Annotated in this window: 18 protein-coding genes; 12 read left to right on the top strand and 6 right to left on the bottom strand. The window is 63.2% G+C overall.

Annotation, left to right across the window (positions count from 1 at the left end):
• The first annotated feature begins 163 nt into the window (after positions 1 to 163).
• Together CRO23_RS18190 and CRO23_RS18185 are read left to right on the top strand one after the other, a co-directional pair.
• The gene (locus CRO23_RS18190; protein WP_097102610.1) at positions 164 to 805 is read left to right on the top strand and encodes a PadR family transcriptional regulator; all 642 of its coding nucleotides are present in this window, start codon (positions 164 to 166) and stop codon (positions 803 to 805) included.
• Positions 805 to 1,104: a DUF3861 domain-containing protein gene (locus CRO23_RS18185; protein WP_004939927.1), complete on the top strand. Its 300-nt coding sequence runs from the start codon at positions 805 to 807 to the stop codon at positions 1,102 to 1,104. The genes CRO23_RS18190 and CRO23_RS18185 overlap by 1 nt, the downstream gene beginning before the upstream one ends.
• 27 nt (positions 1,105 to 1,131) lie before the next feature.
• On the opposite strand, the gene kdpE is transcribed toward CRO23_RS18185, so the two are convergent.
• From kdpE to CRO23_RS24800, 6 genes are all read right to left on the bottom strand, one after another.
• On the bottom strand, positions 1,132 to 1,821 hold the full coding sequence (kdpE, locus tag CRO23_RS18180; protein ID WP_016928747.1) for a two-component system response regulator KdpE: 690 nt from the start codon (positions 1,819 to 1,821) through the stop codon (positions 1,132 to 1,134).
• 16 nt (positions 1,822 to 1,837) lie between these two features.
• Entirely contained in the window at positions 1,838 to 4,534 is a 2,697-nt protein-coding gene (kdpD, locus tag CRO23_RS18175; RefSeq protein ID WP_097102608.1) for a two-component system sensor histidine kinase KdpD, read from the bottom strand.
• A 73-nt stretch (positions 4,535 to 4,607) separates the two neighbouring features.
• The gene (gene kdpC / locus CRO23_RS18170; protein ID WP_049300339.1) at positions 4,608 to 5,177 is read right to left on the bottom strand and encodes a potassium-transporting ATPase subunit KdpC; all 570 of its coding nucleotides are present in this window, start codon (positions 5,175 to 5,177) and stop codon (positions 4,608 to 4,610) included.
• Between the two features lie 18 nt (positions 5,178 to 5,195).
• Entirely contained in the window at positions 5,196 to 7,265 is a 2,070-nt protein-coding gene (gene kdpB / locus CRO23_RS18165) for a potassium-transporting ATPase subunit KdpB (RefSeq protein ID WP_016928744.1), read from the bottom strand.
• A gap of 26 nt (positions 7,266 to 7,291) precedes the next feature.
• Complete coding sequence (gene kdpA, locus CRO23_RS18160) at positions 7,292 to 8,980, bottom strand: potassium-transporting ATPase subunit KdpA (protein ID WP_016928743.1); 1,689 nt, start codon at positions 8,978 to 8,980, stop codon at positions 7,292 to 7,294.
• Complete coding sequence (locus CRO23_RS24800; RefSeq protein WP_016928742.1) at positions 8,980 to 9,069, bottom strand: K(+)-transporting ATPase subunit F; 90 nt, start codon at positions 9,067 to 9,069, stop codon at positions 8,980 to 8,982. Before CRO23_RS24800 ends, kdpA begins: the two co-directional genes overlap by 1 nt.
• 441 nt (positions 9,070 to 9,510) lie before the next feature.
• Between CRO23_RS24800 and CRO23_RS18150 the strand changes: the two genes are divergently transcribed.
• The 10 genes from CRO23_RS18150 to CRO23_RS18105 all read left to right on the top strand — a co-directional run bounded on the left by CRO23_RS18150 (position 9,511) and on the right by CRO23_RS18105 (position 18,304).
• Positions 9,511 to 9,720: a YbfA family protein gene (locus tag CRO23_RS18150; RefSeq protein ID WP_004939916.1), complete on the top strand. Its 210-nt coding sequence runs from the start codon at positions 9,511 to 9,513 to the stop codon at positions 9,718 to 9,720.
• 142 nt (positions 9,721 to 9,862) lie between these two features.
• On the top strand, positions 9,863 to 10,819 hold the full coding sequence (locus CRO23_RS18145; protein WP_016928741.1) for a YbgA family protein: 957 nt from the start codon (positions 9,863 to 9,865) through the stop codon (positions 10,817 to 10,819).
• A 15-nt stretch (positions 10,820 to 10,834) separates the two neighbouring features.
• Positions 10,835 to 12,265 carry a deoxyribodipyrimidine photo-lyase gene (gene phrB, locus CRO23_RS18140; RefSeq protein WP_097102604.1) on the top strand — a complete coding sequence of 477 codons (1,431 nt, stop codon included), beginning with the start codon at positions 10,835 to 10,837 and terminating at the stop codon, positions 12,263 to 12,265.
• Positions 12,266 to 12,287: 22 nt separating this feature from the next.
• Entirely contained in the window at positions 12,288 to 13,268 is a 981-nt protein-coding gene (locus tag CRO23_RS18135; protein WP_016928739.1) for an MBL fold metallo-hydrolase, read from the top strand.
• An 18-nt stretch (positions 13,269 to 13,286) separates the two neighbouring features.
• Positions 13,287 to 14,030 carry a type 2 GTP cyclohydrolase I gene (locus tag CRO23_RS18130; RefSeq protein WP_016928738.1) on the top strand — a complete coding sequence of 248 codons (744 nt, stop codon included), beginning with the start codon at positions 13,287 to 13,289 and terminating at the stop codon, positions 14,028 to 14,030.
• Positions 14,031 to 14,189: 159 nt separating this feature from the next.
• Entirely contained in the window at positions 14,190 to 14,846 is a 657-nt protein-coding gene (pxpB, locus tag CRO23_RS18125) for a 5-oxoprolinase subunit PxpB (RefSeq protein WP_097102602.1), read from the top strand.
• A complete protein-coding gene (gene pxpC, locus CRO23_RS18120; protein WP_016928736.1) occupies positions 14,840 to 15,772 on the top strand; it encodes a 5-oxoprolinase subunit PxpC in 933 nt (310 codons plus the stop codon). Before pxpB ends, pxpC begins: the two co-directional genes overlap by 7 nt.
• A complete protein-coding gene (gene pxpA, locus CRO23_RS18115; RefSeq protein ID WP_016928735.1) occupies positions 15,762 to 16,502 on the top strand; it encodes a 5-oxoprolinase subunit PxpA in 741 nt (246 codons plus the stop codon). The genes pxpC and pxpA overlap by 11 nt, the downstream gene beginning before the upstream one ends.
• Before the next feature lie 54 nt (positions 16,503 to 16,556).
• Positions 16,557 to 17,288 (top strand): DUF969 domain-containing protein, encoded by a 732-nt coding sequence (locus tag CRO23_RS18110; RefSeq protein ID WP_016928734.1) that lies wholly within the window; start codon positions 16,557 to 16,559, stop codon positions 17,286 to 17,288.
• Positions 17,285 to 18,304 carry a DUF979 domain-containing protein gene (locus tag CRO23_RS18105; RefSeq protein WP_016928733.1) on the top strand — a complete coding sequence of 340 codons (1,020 nt, stop codon included), beginning with the start codon at positions 17,285 to 17,287 and terminating at the stop codon, positions 18,302 to 18,304. Before CRO23_RS18110 ends, CRO23_RS18105 begins: the two co-directional genes overlap by 4 nt.
• The last annotated feature ends 5 nt before the right edge of the window (positions 18,305 to 18,309 follow it).

Here is an 18,309-nt window from a genome sequence, read left to right as displayed (position 1 = left end):
GTTTTTACAGCGCTTTTTTTATGCCTGCAATTTAGATATATCTTTTTCACGGCACGCGCTTGCGCATTTAGATATATCGATCTAGATTAGCGTTATCGACGCTGTTTAGATATATCTAAACAACCTCGTATTGATGTTCACTGTTAAAGCGAGGTATCACCCTATGTTTCATCGATTAGGTTTACACCGGCATCACCACCACCCTCATGCGTGCGAAGAGGGGCGCCGTCATCGCGGCGGGCGTCATCACTTCGGCGGCGAAGGCGAAGAGCACGGCCGAGGTGGGCGCGGCGGCCGGGGCGGGCGTCATCGTCTGTTCGAACACGGCGATCTGCGCCTGGTGTTGCTGGCGCTGGTGGCGCGCAAGCCCAGCCACGGATACGAATTGATCAAGGCGATCGAGGAAGCCTCTTCCGGCCTGTATGTGCCGAGCCCGGGGGTGATTTACCCCACGCTGACGCTGCTGGAAGAACAGGATTTTCTCGAACCGCTCACCACCGGCAACGGCCGAAAAAGCTACCGCATCACCACGGCGGGTGAGGGCGAGCTGCAAAAGCATCAACAGGTGGTTGACATCATTCTGGCGCGTCTGGCGGGCGCCGGCCGCGAGCATCATCGGCACGGCAACCTGGCGGAAGGCATTTACGACGCCATGAACCGTCTGCGCAGCCTGCTGCGCGGCAACGTGATGCGCGCCGATCTCACGCCGCAGCAGGTGGAGCGCATCAACGCCGCGTTGCTGACCGCCGTGGCGGCGATCGAAAGCGAAATGCACATTCAACCCACGCAGCAGGAGGATAACTGATGCCCGGCCACCGTTTTAACATTACCGTTGAAGCCCTGAGCGACCGCCAGGGCAACCCCGTCGAGAAGGCACCGCTGAGTTTTGAGGTGACCAATCATGACGATATTCTCGAGATCGTCGAGCGCATTCGGGCGCGTGACGATCTGAACTTCGGCCCCGAGCAGAGCGCGGCCTTCGCCGTGGGGTTGAAACTGTTCTCCGAAGTGATGATCGAAAACCGCAAACACCCGGTGTTCGCTCCGCTGCGCGAGGCGTTTAAGGAATTTATGGTCGGATTGAAGAAAGGCCCGGCGGCGTAAAGGCGCGGCACACCGCGCTCGCCGGGGTTAAGGCATGAAACGGTAGCCGACGCCGGTTTCGGTCAGCAGGTGTTTGGGCCGGGCCGGATCGGCTTCGAGCTTCTGCCGCAAATGGCCCATGTAGATGCGCAGGTAGTGGCTGTGTTCCACGTAGTTCGGCCCCCAGACGTGGCTCAACAGCTGGCGTTGGGTAATCACCTTGCCGGCGTTGGCCAGCAGCTCCGCCAACAGGCGAAATTCTATCGGCGTCAGGTGCAGATCTTCGTCGTTGCGCAGCACCCGGCGATTCACCAGATCGACGGTGATCGCCGAAAAGCTCACCAGCGGGCTTTCCTGTTGGTTGGCGGAGTGGCGGCGCAGCGCGACCCGCACCCGCGCCAACAGCTCACCGATGCCGAACGGTTTGCTGAGATAGTCGTCGGCGCCGGCGTCCAGCGCGGCGATTTTGTCCTCTTCGGCGTTGCGCGCCGACAGTACGATCACCGGAATGGCGCTCCACTGCCGCAGATCGCGGATGTAGCTCAGCCCGTCGCCATCCGGCAACCCCAAATCCAGGATGATCAGATCCGGTTTGCGCGTGCCGGCCTCAATCAGCCCGCGCTGCAGCGTTTCACTTTCAAACACCCGCAGGCCTTCGCTCTCCAGCGCGGTGCGCACGAAGCGGCGGATTTCTTTTTCATCTTCAACAATCAGAATGTTGGTTGGCGTTATGCTCACGTTTCCCCTGCGTTGATTACAGATCGAAGGCGTCGCCGTCGATCTCGGGCGGTTTTTCCAGCGGCAGCACGAAGCGGAAGCTGGCGCCGCCGTTGGCGCCGTTTTCCGCCCAGATGCGGCCATCATGCACTTCAATAATGGCACGACAAATCGCTAACCCCAAGCCTACGCCGGGGATCGCCGACTCTTTATTGCCGCGTGAAAACTTGTCGAAAATCAGCTGCAGCTGATCGGCGGGGATGCCGGGGCCGTTATCCCAGACCTCGACTTCCAGCCACTCGGGCAGCGTGCGGGCGCGAATGCCGATGGTGGCCTCGGCGCCGGCGTATTTATTGGCGTTTTCCAACAGGTTGGTGAACACCCGTTCCAGCAGGCTGCCGTCGCAGTTGACCAGGATCTGTTCCGGCGGCAGCTCGACCTCGATCGGATGCTGGCTGAGCAGCGGCTCCAGCATGTGCAGCGAGGCGCCGACGATCTCTTCCAGCGACTGCCACTCTTTACGCAGGCTGAAACCGCCGGACTGGATGCGCGCCATATCCAGCAGGTTGTTCACCAGCCGGGTGGTGCTCAGCACCTGCTGGCGGATCTGGCTGGCCTGGGTGGCGTGATTGGAGCCTTCGGCCGCCAGGTCCAGCGTGAGAATTTCCGCTTGGCCGAACAACACGGTCAGCGGGGTGCGCAGATCGTGCGACAGCGCCGCCAGCAGCGAGTTGCGCAGCTGTTCGCGTTCGGCGTCCAGCTTGGCTTCTTCGGCGCTGCGCGCCAGGTGCAGCCGTTCCAGCGCGCTGGCGATCAGCACTGCGAAGGTTTGCAGCAGCCGCTGTTGTTCCGGCACCATCAGCTGGCGCAGGTTGTTGGGTTCGATCGCCAACAGGCCGAAGGTCTGTTTGGGGGTATTGAGCGGCAGCAATTGGTAAGGCACGCCGGGCAGGGTGTCGGTACCCGCGCCGGCCGGCAAGCCTTTGTCGAAACTCCAGCGCGCGATGGCTTCGTCTACCGACAGCAGTCCGCCTTCCTCGCCGATCATTTGCTGCAGCCGGCCGTCTTCCTGCGGCAGCAGCAGCACGGTTTTCGCCTGGAAGCTGCTGGAGAGGAAATGACGGCTGGTGTTGGCGATGTCGGCCACGGTCAGCGCGCGGCTCAGCCCGCGCGACATTTCGTACAGATGACGCGCCCGCTGCTCGCGATAGCGCGCCACCCGGGCCTGATAACGCACCCCGGCGGTCAGGTTGCCGATGATGATGCCGACGGCGAGCATCACGCCGAAGGTCAGCAGATACTGCATATCGCTGACGGCGAACGACCATTCGGGCTGGACGAAGAACAGATCGAAGCTGGCGACGTTGATCACCGCCGCCAGCACCGACGGCCAGCGGCCGAAGAACAGCGCGACGATCGCCACGCCGAGCAGGTAGACCATCACCAGGTTGGCCTGATCGAAGCCCGGCAGCAGCCACTGCGAGAGCAGGGTAATCAGCGCACACAGCGCTATCGCCACCGCGCAGCCGCGCAGCTGCATGCGCCATTTCTCATTGAAGCTGCGGCCGTCGTGCTCCTTGCCCGGCGGGGGCTGCGCGGCGTCGCTGTCCAGCGCCACGATCACCAGATCGAGATCCGAGCCCAGCCGGCCGAGGCGATCGGCGAAGCTGCCGCGCAGTTTCCAGCGCTGCTCGCTGCGGCGGCCGATGATGATTTTGCCGAGGTTATGCTCGCGGGCGTAGCGCAGCACCGCGCGCTCTTCGGACGGATCGGCCAGGGTGGCGGTTTCGGCGCCCAGCTCCTGCGCCAGCCGCAGCGCGCGCAGAATGGCGCGGCGCTGGTTTTCCGGCAGCCGGTGCAGCTTGGGGGTTTCCACGTAGACTGCATGCCAATGGCAGCCAAGCCGCGCCGCCAGCCGGGCGGCGATGCGCACCAGCTTTTCGTTGCCGCTGCTGTGGCCGACGCACAGCAGAATGCTGTCGCGGGTGTGCCACACTTTCTCGCGCCCCTGGGTGTCGCGAAACTCGCGCATCTGATCATCGACCCGATCGGCGGTGCGGCGCAGCGCCAACTCGCGCAGAGCGATCAGGTTGCCTTTACGGAAAAAATGCTCGATGGCGCGCTCGGCCTGGCCGGGAATATACACTTTGCCTTCGTGCAGCCGTCGGCGCAGATCGTCCGGCGGCAGATCGACCAGCACCACTTCGCTGGCCTCGTCAAACACGTGGTCGGGCACCGTTTCGCGCACCCGCACGCCGGTCACGCCGCCCACCACGTCGTTCAGACTTTCCAGATGTTGCACGTTGACGGTCGTCAGCACGTCGATGCCGGCGTCCAGCAGCTCTTCCACATCCTGCCAGCGTTTGGGGTGGCGCGAACCGTGGGCGTTGCTGTGCGCCAGTTCGTCCATCAGGATCAGCGCCGGGTGGCGCGCCAGCGCGGCGTCGAGATCGAATTCATGCACCAGTCGCCCGCGGTGCTGGATGCGTTTTTGCGGCAGCAGCGCCAGGCCGTCGAGCAGGGCGGCGGTCTCGTTGCGGCCGTGGGTTTCCACCACGCCGACCAGCACATCCAGCCCCTGAGCGCGCAAGCGCTGGGCTTCCTGCAGCATGGCGTAGGTTTTGCCCACGCCGGCGCAGGCGCCGAAGAATACCTTCAACCGGCCGCGCGGTTTTTCATTGGCCAGCGCCAGCAGGCTATCGGGATCGGGACGCTGCTGTTCTTCTTCGACCATGGCAATTCCTTGTGTTACCAAGCAAAAAGGGGTTCGGCACGCCGAACCCTATCACTATGCTGAATACGGCGCGTTACTTCAACGCATCCAGCGCCAGGTTCAGCTTCAACACGTTCACCACCGATTCGCCCATGAAGTTGGGCGTGGCCCGATCGGTGTTGTCTTCGATCAGTTTGGCGATCTGTTCCGGCGGCAGATGACGCGCCGCCGCGACCCGCGCCAGCTGATAGCGCGCCGCGGCGATCGAGATCTGTGGATCCAGCCCGCTGCCGGAGGCGGTCAGCAGATCCACCGGGATCGGGCCACGCATCGCAGGATTGGCCTGGCGCAGCTGCGCTGCGCGCTCGGCGATAGCCTTATCCAGCGCCGGGTTGGTGGCCGCCAGGTTGCTGCCGGCGGAGGCCAGTGGATTATAGGCCGAATCGCCGGTGGCCGACGGGCGGCCCCAGAAATAGTCGGCGCGCGTGAAGTTTTGGCCGATCAGCGCGGAGCCGACCGCCTTGTCGCCCTGGTACAGCAGCGAACCGTTAGCCGAGCCCGAAAACAGCAGCTGCGCCAGCCCGGTGGTCAGCAGCGGATAGGCGATGCCGGTGATCAGTGTCAGCAGGATCACCATCACCAGCGCAGGTCGTAAATACGTCATGTTCATTTCCCTCAATGGTTAACCGGCGACGTGCAGCGCGACCAGGATCAGGTCGATCAGTTTGATGCCGACGAACGGCACCAGCAGGCCGCCGACTCCGTACAGCCACAGGTTGCGGCGCAGCAGGGCCGCGGCGCTCATCGGTTTGTAGCTCACCCCTTTCAGCGCCAGCGGGATCAGGAACACGATCACCAGGGCGTTGAAGATCACCGCCGACATGATGGCGGAGGCCGGGGAATGCAGATGCATCACGTTCAGCGCGTTCAGCTGCGGATAGGTGGCCGCGAACGCCGCCGGAATGATGGCGAAGTATTTGGCCACGTCGTTGGCGATGCTGAAGGTGGTCAGCGAGCCGCGCGTCATCAGCATCTGTTTGCCGATGTGCACCACTTCGATCAGCTTGGTCGGGTTGGAATCCAGATCGACCATGTTGCCCGCCTCTTTGGCGGCCTGGGTGCCGGAGTTCATCGCCACCGCCACATCGGCCTGCGCCAGCGCCGGGGCGTCGTTGGTGCCGTCGCCGGTCATCGCCACCAGACGGCCTTCCGCCTGATACTGGCGGATCAGCGCCAGCTTGGCTTCCGGCGTGGCTTCCGACAGGAAGTCGTCCACTCCGGCTTCGGCGGCGATCGCCGCCGCGGTCAGTGGGTTATCGCCGGTGATCATCACCGTTTTGATGCCCATCTTGCGCAGCTCATTGAAGCGCTCTTTGATGCCGCCTTTGACGATATCCTTCAGCGCCACCACGCCCAGCACCCGGGCGCCTTCCGCCACCACCAGCGGCGTGCCGCCGGTGCGCGCCACGCTTTCCACCAGGTCGTCCACCGCCCGCGGGAAGTGGCCCTGATTGGATTCGACGTGACGGCGAATGGCATCCACTGCGCCTTTGCGGATCATGCGTTCCTGCACGTTGACGCCGCTCATGCGGGTCTGGGCGGAGAAGGGCACGAAGGTGGCGTTCAGCGCCTGCAGATCGCGCTCGCGCAGGTTAAAGCGCTGTTTGGCCAACACCACGATGCTGCGGCCTTCCGGCGTTTCGTCCGCCAGAGAGGCCAGCTGCGCGGCGTCCGCCAGCTCTTGCTCTTTCACGCCCGGCGCCGGCAGGAACTCCGACGCCTGGCGGTTGCCCAGCGTGATGGTGCCGGTTTTATCCAGCAGCAGCACGTCCACGTCGCCGGCGGCTTCCACCGCGCGGCCGCTGGTGGCGATCACGTTGGCGCCGAGCATGCGGCTCATCCCGGCCACGCCGATGGCGGACAGCAGGCCGCCGATGGTGGTGGGGATCAGGCAAACCAGCAATGCGACCAGCACGGTGATGGTGACCACGCTGCCGCTGCCGGCCGCCTCGACGCTGTATTGCGAGAACGGGAACAGGGTGGCGGTGGCCAACACGAACACGATGGTCAGCGCCACCAGCAGGATGGTCAGCGCGATCTCGTTCGGCGTTTTGCGGCGCTTGGCGCCTTCCACCATGGCGATCATGCGATCGAGGAAGGTTTCCCCCGGGTTGACGCTGCACTGCACCACCAGCCAGTCAGACAGCACGCGGGTGCCGCCGGTGACCGAGGAGAAGTCGCCGCCGGATTCGCGGATCACCGGGGCGGATTCGCCGGTGATGGCGCTTTCATCCACCGAAGCGCCGCCTTCCAGCACCTCGCCGTCGCACGGGATGGTGTCGCCGGCTTCCACCAGCACGATATCGCCCTTGCGCAGGCTTTCGGCGGCCACTTTCTCCGTGGCGCCGTCGCGGCGCGGGCCGGCCAGCTTTTTCGCCCAGCTGGTTTTCTTGGTGCCTTTCAGGCTTTCCGCCTGGGCCTTGCTGCGCCCTTCGGCCAGCGCTTCCGCGAAGTTGGCGAACAGCACGGTGAACCACAGCCACAGGGCGACGCTGCCGGTAAAGGCGGCGGCGCCGTCGGTTTGGCCGGCGAGGATAGCCAGCCAGATGGCGGTGGTCAGCAGGCTGCCGATATACACCACGAACATCACCGGGTTGCGCCATTGAACGCGAGGGTCCAGTTTTTTCACCGCATCGATCAGCGCGGTGCGCACCAGGGCCGGTTCAAACAGCGCGCGTTGTTTGCGAGTCATCTCTTATTCTCTCTCTGTGACGTCGGTTAGTTTGCCAACCAAAGCTGCAAATGCTCGGCCACCGGGCCCAGCGCCAGCGCCGGCACGAAGGTCAGCGCACCCACCAGCAGCACGGTGCCGATCAGCAGGCCGATAAACAGCGGCCCATAGGTCGGCAGGGTGCCGTTGCCCGCCGGCTGACGCTGCTTGGCGCTCAGCGAACCGGCGATCGCCAGCACCGGCAGGATCACCCCGAAGCGGCCGACGAACATGGCGAAGGCCAGCAGCAGGTTGTAGAACGGCGTATTGACGCTCAACCCGGCGAAGGCGCTGCCGTTGTTGTTGGCGGCGGAAGACAGGGCGTACAGCACTTCGCTGAAGCCGTGGGCGCCCGGGTTGAGGATGCCGGCGCGGCCCGCGTCGGTGCCGATGGCCAGCGCGCTGCCCAGCAACACCAGCGTCGGCGTGACCAGGATCGCCAGCGCGGTCATCTTCATGTCGTAAACGTCGATCTTCTTGCCCAGGTATTCCGGGGTGCGGCCGATCATCAGGCCGGCGATAAACACCGTCAGCAGCACGAACAGCAGCATGCCGTACAGGCCGGAGCCGACGCCGCCGAACACCACTTCACCGATCTGCATCAGCCACATCGGCACCATGCCGCCCAGCGCGGTGAAAGAGTCGTGCATGGCGTTGACCGCCCCGCAGGACGCGGCGGTGGTCACCACCGAGAACAGGCTGGTGGCGAGAATGCCGAAGCGCGACTCTTTGCCTTCCATATTGATGTTGCTGTCGGCGCCCAGCGCGCTCAGGTGCGGGTTGCCCGCCAGCTCGGCGACCATCACCACCACCACCGCCACCACGAAGATCAGCGCCATCGCCCAGATCAGCGCATGGCCCTGGCGGTTTTCACCGGCCAACTGGCCGAAGGAGAAGCACAGCGCGCAGGGGATCAGGAAGATGGCCAGCATTTGTACGAAGTTGGTCAGCACGGTTGGGTTCTCGAACGGGTGCGCCGAGTTGGCGCCGAAGAAGCCGCCGCCGTTGGTGCCGAGCATTTTGATCGCTTCCTGCGAGGCCACCGGCCCCATCGGCAGCGTCTGCTGCGCGCCTTCGAGCGTGGTGATGTGCAGGTAAGGCAGGAAGTTTTGCAGCGTGCCCTGGCTGACGAAGAACAGGGCGATCGCCAGCGCGATCGGCAGCAGCACATACAGCGTGATGCGGAACAGATCGGCCCAGGCGTTGCCGACGGTCGTGCCGGCGCGGCGGGTGAAGGCGCGGATCAGCGCAAAGGCCACGGCGATGCCGGTGGAGGCGGAGACGAAGTTCTGCACCGCCAGTCCGGCCATCTGGCTGAAATAGCTGAGGGCGCTTTCACCGCTGTAGGCCTGCCAGTTGGTGTTGGTGACGAAGCTGACGGCGGTGTTGAGCGCCAGATCCCAGGAGAGGCCCGGGAAGCCTTGCGGGTTGAGCGGCAGCGAGCCCTGCGTCATCAGCAGGGCGAACAGCAGCGCCAGGCCGAGCAGGTTAAACGCCAGGATCGCTAGCGCGTACTGCCACCAGTTCATTTCGGTGGCGCGGATGCCGCAGGCGCGCCAGACCCCGGCTTCCACCCCGCGCAGCGCAGGCAGCGGCTCACCCTCGATCAGGCGCGCCATAAAACCGCCCAGCGGCCGTGCCAGTAGCAGAAGCACCAGCAGGAAACTGGCGATCAGTAAAAAAGCTGAAGCCGCCATCAGAAATCCTCCGCGTTAAACAGGGCGTAGACCAGATAGGCCAACAGCAGCAGAACCAACAGCGCACCACCAATAACGCTGAAACTCACGGGACACCTCCAGAGGTGTTGTTTTTGATAGAGGCAGTGTAGGGAGAGGGGTAGAAAGAAGATGAAAAAATCGCGCGGGCGGGTGTAAAAAAAGTATAAAAATGACTGAAATTTCAGCGGAAATTGGCCATTTCAGGCAGTCTGCTTGCGGCGAGATTGCGCCTGATGTGTGAATAAGCAGGGGCTGAGGCGTGGGATGAAGAACCGAATAATAACCACAATGTAACCCATGTTTAGTTAAAAATTAACTTGATTGTAACAAAATTACGAATCAGCATGGTGATTAGCGATTTTTTGTGCGATTTAGTGGTCGGATGAGTAGTAAACTTTCATCAAGTGCGCTAAAATTTTGTCCAGTTACCAAATTACCGATTGTTCATTTGATACGCCGACGCCGTTTTCCCTGACAAATCAACGGCAGGCGTTTTTAAGGAGGTTCGCATGTCTACGACCTATCACGCTTATTCATTGCATCGGATTCTCCTGCGCCGCAGCGCAGTGGTGATCGCGGGCATTTTGGCCCTGCCGGTGATGCTGTTCCGCAGCGATCGCGGGCGTTTTTACAGCTACCTGCACCGCGTCTGGTCAAAAACCAGCGATAAGCCGGTCTGGCTGCAGCAGGCGGAACTGGCGTCCTGCGATTTCTACTGAGCCACTACTGATTCACGAAAAACCCTCGCCCTGCGGCGGGGGTTTTTTTATGCCTATAGCCGCCCCTATCAAGCGCAAGGTCGTATTCGGCAAGCCATTCTTCTACACTTTCCTCAATCGGCTAACAACGCGGGAGAGCGGTATGAGTGACAAGATCCCTATCGGCATCAGCGCCTGTTTACTGGGCGATGCGGTGCGTTTCGACGGTGGCCATAAGCGGCTGGCCTTTGCGGTGGAACAGTTGGCGCCCTATGTGCGCTTTGAGCCCGTTTGCCCGGAAATGGCGATTGGTCTGCCTACGCCGCGCCCGGCGCTGCGCCTGGTGAAACAGGCGCAGCCGTGGCCGGCGATGCGTTACAGCAACGACGCCGGCGTGGATCTGACTGAGGAGATGCGCAGTTTCTCCTCGCAGCGCGTGGCCGCGTTGCAGCACCTGTGCGGTTATATCGTCTGCGCCAAGTCGCCGAGCTGCGGACTGGAGCGGGTGCGGGTCTACAGCGAGAACGGTAAAGACTCGCGTAAAAACGGCGTCGGGCTGTTTACCGCTGAACTGCTGCGTCAGATGCCGTGGCTGCCGGTGGAAGAAGACGGACGATTGCAGGATGCGGCATTGCGGGAAAACTTCATTGAACGGGTGTACGCGCTGTATGAGCTGAATATGCTGTGGCGCCAGGGGCTGACCCGCGGCGGGTTGATCGCGTTTCACAGCCGCTACAAGCTTTCACTGTTGGCGCATTCGCAGCCGGCTTATCGCGAGCTGGGGCGCTTCGTCGCCGATATTCACCGCTGGGACTCGCTGGAGGCCTTCGCCGTGGAATACCGCAGTCGCCTGATGGCACTGTTGGCGCACAAAGCAACGCGGCGCAACCACACCAACGTGCTGATGCACGTGCAGGGCTACTTCCGCCGTCAGCTCAGCGCGGCGCAGCGTCAGGAACTGGCGCACCTGATCGACCGTTATCGGCAGGGCATGCAGCCGCTGCTGGCGCCGATCGCGCTGCTTAAGCATTACATGGCGGAATACCCCGACCGCTATCTGGCGGAACAACGTTATTTCGAACCTTACCCGGAGGCGCTGCGTTTGCGTTACGGCCATTGATTGACAAGGAGTTTTATGACCACGCATCTGGTCTGGTTGCGTAACGATCTGCGTATCACCGACAACAAAGCGCTGCACGCCGCCTGCAGCGATCCCGAAGCCCGGGTGCTGGCGGTGTTTATCGCCACCCCGCAGCAGTGGCGGCAACATGAGATGGCGCCGCGGCAGGCGGCGCTGATCCACGCCAGCCTGCGGGCGGTGCAGCAGGCGTTGGCGCAAAAAGGCATTGCGCTGCATTGCCATGCTGGCACGGACTTTGCCTCGTCGATCGACTGGCTGGCGGACTATTGCGAGCGAGAGCAGGTAGATGCGCTGTTTTACAATCGCCAGTACGAACTGAATGAACGGCGCCGCGATGCGCGGTTGGAACAGCGATTGAGCGACCGGATGGCGTGCCGCGGTTTCGATGACAGCCTGCTGTTGCCGCCGGGCAGCGTGCAAACCGGCGGCGGCGAGATGTACAAGGTCTATACGCCGTTTCGCAACGCTTTCATTCAGCGCCTGACCGAGTCCGATCTCAGCTGCCTGCCGGCGCCTAAAACCCGTGCCGGTGGCGCGTTGCCTGCGCCTGAGGCGCCGGCGGCGTTCGATTACCCCGCGGCGGAGGTTGGGGATGGCTATCCCGCCGGCGAGGAGGCCGCACTGCAACGCCTGCGCGCCTTTTGCCGTGAGCAAGTGCAGGATTACCTTCGCCAGCGAGATCTGCCCGCCATCGCCGGCACCAGCAGCCTGTCGCCCTATCTGGCGATTGGCGCGCTGTCGCCGCGCCAGTGCTTCAATCGCCTGCGCGCCGAATGCCCACGGTTGCTGGAAGATCGTGAGAGCGGCGCTTTCGCCTGGCTGAACGAGCTGATTTGGCGAGAGTTCTACCGCCATCTGCTGGTGGCCTATCCCGAGCTGTGCCGCCATCGGCCGTTTATCGCCTGGACGGACAAAGTGCGCTGGCGCGATGACGCGGCGAAGCTGCAGGCCTGGCAGCGGGGCGAGACCGGCTACCCGATCGTCGATGCCGCCATGCGCCAACTGAACGCCACCGGCTGGATGCATAACCGGCTGCGCATGATCAGCGCCAGTTTCCTGGTGAAGGATCTGCTGATCGACTGGCGGGCCGGGGAGCGCTACTTCATGTCGCAACTGCTGGACGGCGATCTGGCGGCCAACAACGGCGGCTGGCAGTGGGCGGCGTCCACCGGCACCGACGCCGCGCCGTATTTCCGCATCTTCAACCCGACGACGCAGGGTGAACGTTTTGATCCACAAGGCACTTTTATCCGTAAATGGTTGCCGGAACTGGCGGATGTGCCCGACAATGACATCCATCATCCTCACCGTTGGGCGGAAAAGCAGCCATGCGTGCTGAATTACCCGCTGCCGATCGTCGATCATAAGCAAGCCCGCCTGGAGACGCTGGCGGCGTTCGAGGCGGCGAAACGGGGAGAGTCTTGAGGCAACTGCAAGGAGCGACGCAATGATGAAAAAGGTGTTGGCCCTGTGCCTGAGCGGCTATTCCGCGCTGGCGATCGCCGGCTTTGACGTGGTGGCGCTGGGCGTCGACGGCGGCGTCAGCGACGGCAACCTGACTTCCTACCTGATCCGCAGCGACAATCAGCCGCAGTATGTGGCGCTGGACGCCGGTTCGCTGCTGCCGGGCATCGCCAAAGGGCTGGAGAAGGGCAGCTTCCCGCAGGTGACCGCCGAGTTGGCCGCGCCTTACACGCCGCAGGGCCATGTGTTCCGGCAGTTGATCGGCGGCTATTTCATCAGCCACGGCCATCTGGACCACGTGGCGGGGCTGATCGTCGGCTCGCCCGAGGACAATAAAAAAACCGTTTACGCCCAGGCTGACACCGTGCTGACCCTGCGTAATCACTACTTTAACTGGAAGGCCTGGCCGAACTTTACCGACGCCGGCAACGGTGCGCGGCTGGGCACCTACCGGCTGCAAACGGTGCGGCCGCAGCAGCGGTTTACCCTCGGGCTGACCGGGTTGACCGGCGTGATGTACCCGCTCAGCCACGATCGCTACCCGTCGTCGATGCTGCTGATTTCCAACGGTAACGAGTTCTTCGCCTACTTCGGCGATACCGGGCCGGATAAGGTGGAGCAGTCGCGCGATCTCGATACCGTCTGGCGCGCGCTGGGGCCGCTTGTCGAGCAGAAAAAGCTCAAAGGCATGATTATCGAAACCTCTTACCCCAACGGGATGGAGGACAAACATCTGTACGGTCATTTGACGCCGGCCTGGCTGCTGAAGGAGCTGAAGAACCTGACACAGTACAGCGGCGGCGAAGGCTCGCTGAAGGGTCTGCCGGTGGTCATCAGCCACATCAAGCCCAGCCTGAAGCAGGGCGAAGACGCGCGCGCCGCCATTGCGCAGCAGCTGACGCAGGGCAACGATCTGGGGGTGAAATTCATCCTGATGGCGCAGGGCGACCGGCAGACATTTTGACTATGAAGAGAGAAGAGAATGCGTAACCTCGATCTGGAACAACTGATCAACACGGAACTGAACGCCGCGGCATTTCAGGACTACGCCCCCAACGGTTTGCAGGTAGAAGGCCGCCCGCACGTGCAGCGCATCGTGACCGGCGTCACCGCCTGTCAGGCGCTGCTGGACGCCGCGGTGGCGCATCAGGCCGACGCGATTATCGTACACCACGGCTATTTCTGGAAAAACGAGGCGCCGGCGGTGCGCGGCATGAAACGCAATCGCCTGAAAACGCTGCTGACCCACGATATCAATCTGTACGGCTACCACCTGCCGCTGGACGCGCATCCGGTGCTGGGCAACAACGCGCAGCTGGCGCAGGCGCTGGGCATCCGGGTGATTGGCGACGTCGAGCCGCTGGTGCCGCACGGCGAATTTGAACAGCCGCTGACCGGTGAAGCGCTGCAGCAGCGTATCGAAAGCCGACTGGGGCGCGCGGTGCTGCACTGCGGCGATAACGCGCCTGAACATATTCGCCGGGTGGCCTGGTGCACCGGCGGCGGCCAGGGTTTTATCGACAGCGCGGCGCGTTTCGGCGTCGATGCGTTCATCAGCGGTGAAGTGTCTGAGCAGACCATTCACAGCGCGCGTGAAATGGGCGTACATTTCTTCGCCGCCGGTCACCACGCCACCGAGCGCGGCGGCGTGAAAGCGTTGGGTGAGTGGCTGGCCCAGCACCACGGCTTTGATGTGACCTTTATCGATATCCCGAATCCCGCCTGATTTTTTTCTTCCCCGGATCCAGCCCGGCCTGTGCGCCGGCTGAATCCTTTTATCGCGCTATTTCCTTATTTTCCTTATGGTTGCGCTCTATTGACAGCCGGGGCCGCGTCACGCATAACTGGTGTGTTTTTCAGCGCGATAATAATAAGGAGAATAAGGGTGCAACAAGCGCGTTATTACCTGTTGGGTGAAAGAGCGGTAGTGCTTGAACTGTCGCCGCCGGTGACGTTGCAGAGCCAGCAGCGCATCTGGGCGCTGGCGGAAAAGCTGAATCACCATCCCGACGTGCGGGAAGTGGTGCCGGGGATGAACAACCTGACGCTGTTGCTGCATACGCCGCAGGCCGACGCCGAAGCGATGCTGGCGTTGGTGCAGCAGGGCTGGGAAAGCAAAGAGCGCCTGACGCCGGAGTCGCGCCAGGTGGATATTCCGGTTGTCTACGGCGGGGAACAGGGCCCCGACCTGGATGAGGTGGCGCGCCATACCGGCATGACGCCGCAACAGGTGGTGGAATGCCACGCGGCGGCGGCCTATGTGGTCTATTTTCTCGGCTTTCAGCCGGGCTTCTCCTATTTGGGCGGCATGCCGGAACAACTGGCGACGCCGCGCCGCGCTGAACCGCGTCTGGCGGTGGCGGCCGGCTCCGTCGGCATCGGCGGCGGCCAGACCGGCATCTATCCGCTGGTGACGCCCGGCGGCTGGCAGCTGATCGGCCGCACGCCGTTGGCGTTGTTCAATCCGCATGAAATGCCGCCGACGCTGCTGCGTCCGGGCGATAACGTACGCTTTGTGCCGCAGAAGGAGGGCGTATGCTGATTATTCTGCGCGCCGGCATCTATACCACGGTGCAGGATTTGGGCCGCGAGGGATTCCGCCGTCTGGGCATCAGCACCGGCGGAGCGCTGGATCAACCGGCGCTGAAGATCGCCAACCTGCTGGTGGGCAATGCGCCGGAGGCCGCCGGGCTGGAGATCACCCTCGGCCAGTTCAGCGCCGAGTTTACCCGCGCAGGCTGGATCGCCCTGACCGGCGCCGGCTGCGACGCGCAGCTGGACGGCAAGCCGCTGTGGACCGGCTGGCGCTATCCGGTGAAAAAGGGGCAGCGGCTGGCGCTGGGCACGCCGAAACGCGGCATGCGCAGCTACCTGGCGATCTCGGGCGGTATTGCCGTGCCGGAAATGCTGGGATCGTGCAGCACCGACATGAAAGCTGCCTTTGGCGGCCACGAAGGCCGTAACCTGAAGGACGGCGATCGGCTGCCGCTGGGCAACTCTGCCGCTCAACCGCAACATTCCTGCGGCGTGAAACAGCTGCTGTTCACCAACCGCATCCGTGCTTTGCCGGGGCCGGAGTACGCCGAGTTCAGCGAAGAGGCGCAGGACACGTTCTGGCGCACCGCCTGGCAGCTCAGCCCGCAGAGCAACCGCATGGGCTACCGCCTGCATGGCGGCACGCCGCTGGCGCGCACCACTGAGAGAGAGATGCTGTCGCACGGCCTGATGCCCGGCGTGGTGCAGGTGCCGCACAACGGCCAGCCGATCGTGCTGATGGCTGATGCGCAAACCACCGGCGGTTACCCGCGCATCGCCTGCGTGATCGAAGCCGATCTCTACCATCTGGCGCAGGTCCGTCTCGGCGAACCGATCCACTTCGTTCTCTGCTCATTGGCCGAGGCGCAGCGCGCCAAGGCCGAGCAGGATCTCTTCCTTCGACAGATTGCCTGGGGGTTACATGATCGTTGATTTGAACGCCGATCTCGGCGAAGGCTGCGCCAACGACCAGGCGCTGCTGCAATTGGTGAGTTCGGCCAACATCGCCTGCGGCTTCCACGCCGGCGATGCGCAGACCATGCGTCAGTCGGTGCGCTGGGCATTGCAATACGGCGTGGCGATTGGCGCCCACCCGAGTTTTCCCGATCGGGAGAACTTCGGCCGGACCCGCATGCAGCTGCCGCCGGAAACGGTCTACGCGCAGGTGGTGTATCAGCTCGGGGCGCTGGCGGCCATCGCCCGCGCCGAGGGCGGAGTGATGGTGCACGTTAAGCCGCACGGCATGCTGTACAACCAGGCGGCGGTTGAGCCGGCGCTGGCGGAAGCGATCGCTCGGGCGGTGCAGGCGGTCGATCCGGCGCTGCGGCTGGTGGGGCTGGCCGGCAGCGCGCTGATCCGCGCCGGGGAACAACTTGGCCTGACCACCCGGCAAGAGGTGTTCGCCGATCGCGGCTATCAGGCCGATGGCACGCTGGTGCCGCGCGGTTTGCCGGGGGCGCTGATCGAGGACGACGAACAGGCGCTGGCGCAAACGCTGGAGATGGTGCGCCATCACCGGGTTCGCAGCGTGGATGGCGTCTGGGCCGCCGTACAGGCGGAAACCGTCTGCCTGCACGGGGACGGCGAGCATGCGCTGGCGTATGCGCGCAAGCTGCGGGACAGTTTTGTTCAGCAGGGCATCCGCGTCAGCGCGGAGCAATAAAGCAAGACACAACATCACAAGCAAAAAACTATTAGAAAATATTGAGGGAAGACTATGGAACAGGCCGTGAATCTCTGGCCACTGATCGGCATCGCTGCGATCGTGGTCGGGTTTGTATTGCGTTTCAATCCGGTGCTGGTGGTGATCGCCGCCGGCATCATCACCGGTCTGGCGGCGCTAATGCCGCTGGACGTCATTCTGGAAAAGCTCGGCGAGGGCTTTCTCAATACCCGCAACCTGCCGCTGATCCTGCTGTTGCCGCTGGCGGTGATCGGCCTGCTGGAACGACACGGGCTGAAAGAGCGGGCGCAGGCGTGGATCGCCAAGATCAAAAGCGCCACCGCCGGCCGTTTGCTGATCGTGTACCTGTTCGTGCGCGAGATCACCGCAGCGATGGGGCTGACCAGCCTGGGTGGGCACCCGCAGATGGTGCGGCCGCTGCTGGCGCCGATGGCGGAAGGGGCGACGGAAAACCGCTACGGCGAGCTGCCAGAGCGCACCCGCCACCGCCTGCGCGCCATGTCGGCCGCGACCGACAACGTCGGGCTGTTCTTCGGCGAGGATATTTTCGTGGCCTTCGGCGCGATCATCTTCATGCATAACTTTATGCTGGAGTCCGGCGGCATTCAGACCGAGCCGCTGCATATCGCGCTGTGGGGCATTCCGACCGCCATTTTCGCTTTCCTGATCCACGCGTTCCGGCTGTATCGGATGGATAAACAGCTGAGCGCCGAGCTGGCGCAGCTGAATCAGGCGGCGCTGCAGGCGAAGGGGGAGGCGCGATGAACTTCCAGCAACAATATCTCTACTGGCTGGCCGGCGCGGTGTTGCTGATTGTGGCGGTGATGTCCTTCCGCGATCGCGCCAACCCGCGCCGCATCACCACCGGGCTGTTTTGGGGGCTGTACGGCCTGGTATTCCTGGTCGGCGACTGGACTTACCGCCTGCTGGGCGACGTGCTCGGCGAAGGCAGCAACGAGAAACGCATGCTGCATATCATCGTTGGCGGGGTGGTGGTGGTGATGGCCCTGATCGCCGGCTTCGGCGGCGTGCGCCTCGGCAGCTATCATCAGCGAACGCCGCAGGAGCGCGAGGCCAGCGCCAAGCGTTTGGGCAACAAGCTGTTTATCCCCGCGTTGGCGATCCCGGTCGTGACGGTGATCGGCGTGCTGCTGTTCAACAACGTGCCGGCGTTGCAAAGCGCGGTGTTCGGCAGCGGTAACCACGCGACGCTGATCACCCTGTTCTCGATGACCGTCGGCTGCCTGATCGGTCTGGCGATCGCGGTGAAAATGACCCATGAGAAGGCCCTGCAGCCGATACAGGAAGCGCGGCGCCTGCTGGATTCGATCGGCTGGGCGTTCATTCTGCCGCAGATCCTCGCCACACTGGGGTTGCTGTTTACCGTCGCCGGCGTCGGCACCGCAATCTCGCATTTGACCCAGGAGTATCTGGCGGTGGATAACCGCTTTATCGCCGTGGCGGTCTACGCTATCGGTATGGCGGTGCTGACCATGGTGATGGGCAACGCCTTCGCCGCGTTCCCGATCGTCACCGCAGGCATCGGCATTCCGATCCTGGTGCTGCAACACGGCGGCAACCCGGCGGTGATGGCGGCGATCGGCATGTTCTCCGGCTATTGCGGCACCCTGATGACGCCGATGGCGGCGAACTTCAACATTGTGCCGGCGGCGCTGCTGGAGTTGCCGGACAAGAATGCGGTGATCAAGGCGCAGGTGCCGACCGGCGTGCTGTTGCTGTTGGTTAACGTGTTCCTGCTGTATTTCCTGATGTTCCTGTAGGAGTA

Source organism: Serratia sp. JKS296 (genome assembly GCF_900215445.1).
In the GTDB taxonomy this organism is placed as follows: domain Bacteria; phylum Pseudomonadota; class Gammaproteobacteria; order Enterobacterales; family Enterobacteriaceae; genus Serratia; species Serratia marcescens.
This window is presented reverse-complemented; position numbering and strand designations above follow the sequence as displayed.